The organism is Vibrio sp. 10N.222.46.A1, assembly GCF_041473595.1.
Lineage (GTDB): Bacteria > Pseudomonadota > Gammaproteobacteria > Enterobacterales > Vibrionaceae > Vibrio > Vibrio tasmaniensis_A.
The window spans coordinates 1-2,517 of sequence record NZ_JBFRSN010000609.1; the positions used below are offsets into that span (position 1 = coordinate 1).

A 2,517-nucleotide genomic window follows, 5' to 3' on the forward strand; every position below is an offset into this window, starting at 1 on the left:
CTATTCCAATCATGTTCAGCCTCTACTTATTCTTTGTATGAATATTGTTTGCATGCGTGTTATTTGCATGGATGAGATGGGGATTAAAAATTTTGTTCAACGAGTGCAGGATCAAACCGACTCCGCTGAGTGCCATCAAGAAAAATGACAGTGGAATCATGGCTTTGATGATCCATCGATATGGCAGGCCACCCGGGTCACCTGAGGTTTCGCCGAGGTTATAACTCTCTTTGGCAACATCAATACCAAACCAAGCAACCAGCAAACAGAAAGGCATCAGAAAGATCAGTGTGCCTAGCAGGTCAATAATGGCTTGCGCTTTAAAGCTCAATTGTTCGTAGAACACGTCTACTCGAACATGACCACCAGCCTTGATGGCATAAGGAACACCTAATAGAAAAACGGCTGAGAAAAGGTGCCATTCCATCTCTTGGAAAGCGATTGAGACATCATTGAAGGCATATCTCATGACAACGTCATACACAACGTTAGCGATAAGTAGAATAAACAACATACTGGAAAGCCATCCCAGTGCATCACCGATACGATTAAACAGGCGTTCAATATAAATTAGACTTCGCATTCCCGACTCCATGGAATTTGAAAAGACATCGCGCAGCACAACTAACCCAAACTAAAAACGATTCAGTTTATAGCTAGCAATAGGCACGACGTAGAAAGGGTTCTTGGGCGTATTACAGGATTTATCCTGCTTAATTATTATGGTTAAAATGAACCCGCCGCTTAGTCACTCTTAGTTACCTAACAAGAATAGCTTTGGGTTCATTTAGCTTCAGTTCAAAAACTGTCGATTATTTCGCTTGGCTATTTAAATAAGCTCTGTGTGAAATATCCGTCCATGAACGTACTTGCTCTAGGTAGCTTGCTTGTGAAGCTTGAATCTCTTTTGCCAATGCATCTTTCTCAGCGTGCTTAGCAAGTAGGCGATCGTTCGCTTCTTTCAGTGCAGACATAACCTCTGGTGGGAAATCTTTAACTTGTACGTCTGGGTATTCTGTTTTCATTGAAACCCAGTTCTTGCCACTTTCGTGCGTTGCTTGTGTGTACATGTCGTAAGCCGCTGTACGCATTGCAACACGCAAGATTTCTTGTAGGTCTTCAGGAAGCTTGTTCCATGTACGCTTGTTCACTAGGAATTGAAGCTCTGAACCCGGCTCATGCCAACCTGTGTAGTAGTAAGGCGCGATCTTGTGGAAGCCCATACGCAGATCAAGTGATGGACCTACCCACTCTAGTGCATCGATTGTGCGACGCTCTAGAGATGTGTAAAGCTCACCTGGGGCAATATTGGTAGGTTTAGCGCCTAGCTCCGCTAGAATCTCACCAGCAAAGCCAGGGATACGCATTTTCAGACCTTGTAGGTCTTCCACACTGTTGATCTCTTTTTGAAACCAACCCCCCATCTGGATATCCGTATTACCACCTGGGAACGACATCAGATTATGTGGAGAGTAAACCTGCTCCATCAACTCCATACCACCACCGTGATAGAACCACGCATATTGTTCAGCTGGCGTCATACCGAAAGGCATAGAAGTGAAGTAAAGCGTGTTTGGAACTTTACCTTTCCAGTAGTAAGAGCCTGAGTGCCCCATGTCGTATTGACCAGACTTAACCATGTCAAAAACGCCAAGCGGTGCTTTGTGTTTGTTCGCAGAATCGATTCTGATTTGCAGTCGACCGTTCGACATTTTCTCAGCCATCGCAGCCATGTTCTTCGTCGCGTCACCGAATACAGGGAAGTTTGGTCCCCATGTTTCAGCAAGCTTCAAGCGATAAACCTTATCAGCAGCAGTTGCACCAGTAGCGACCAAAGCTAAACAAGCCGCTGCAGTAACTGCAACGTTTTTAAAAACTCGTGTGAGGGAGTTAGAAATGAGACTCATATTCACGTCCTTTGTTGGGTTAACACTCTTTCTATGAGCATTTTTTATGATTCAACATAAGAGTGCACCGTGATGTAGCAACAAGATATCAGGGAGAGCACGCACGACGGACTCACATAAACTGCGTATTAGACCAAAGGATTACGTAGAACTACGTAGGAGATAATTTAGCGATGTCGATTTTAAAGGCTCTGGGAGATTCATTAGGGTAATTAGTATTGATAAATACCTAAGTAGTTATAGTGAAACTGCATTAACAATTGATTTCCATTTCGTGAGGAAGCTCTATTCTCGCCACACATCAAATACGCACTTAAATGCATTTATCCATATAAATCAAAGTTTCAGAGAATTAGACGTCCTACTTTGGTGCCTACTGATTCGAAACATGGGACACGCGAAAGACTGGTGAATAACGGAAGGGGCCTGCCGATTGGAAATAAGGTTTCTGGGGCTAGGTTCGAATATGAGTATGGGGTCGAGTTTAGGATTGAGGATTGAGATTAACATGATCCTCCAGATACAAAAAAGCCTCGATAATCGAGGCTTAAAAACTTTAACGAAGCGAATGTAATCCCGCGGGATTACATAGCTTTGTAGATAACCTTGT

Annotated in this window: 2 protein-coding genes; both read right to left on the reverse strand. The window is 43.5% G+C overall.

The features are described 5' to 3' along the window. Window positions 1–22: 22 nt before the first annotated feature. Window positions 23–595 (reverse strand): TRAP transporter small permease subunit, encoded by a 573-nt coding sequence (locus tag AB4496_RS16950; RefSeq protein ID WP_049779139.1) that lies wholly within the window; start codon window positions 593–595, stop codon window positions 23–25. Between the two features lie 217 nt (window positions 596–812). After that, window positions 813–1,907, reverse strand: a complete 1,095-nt coding sequence (locus AB4496_RS16955; protein WP_009847138.1) for a TRAP transporter substrate-binding protein — start codon at window positions 1,905–1,907, stop codon at window positions 813–815. Window positions 1,908–2,517 lie beyond the last annotated feature (610 nt).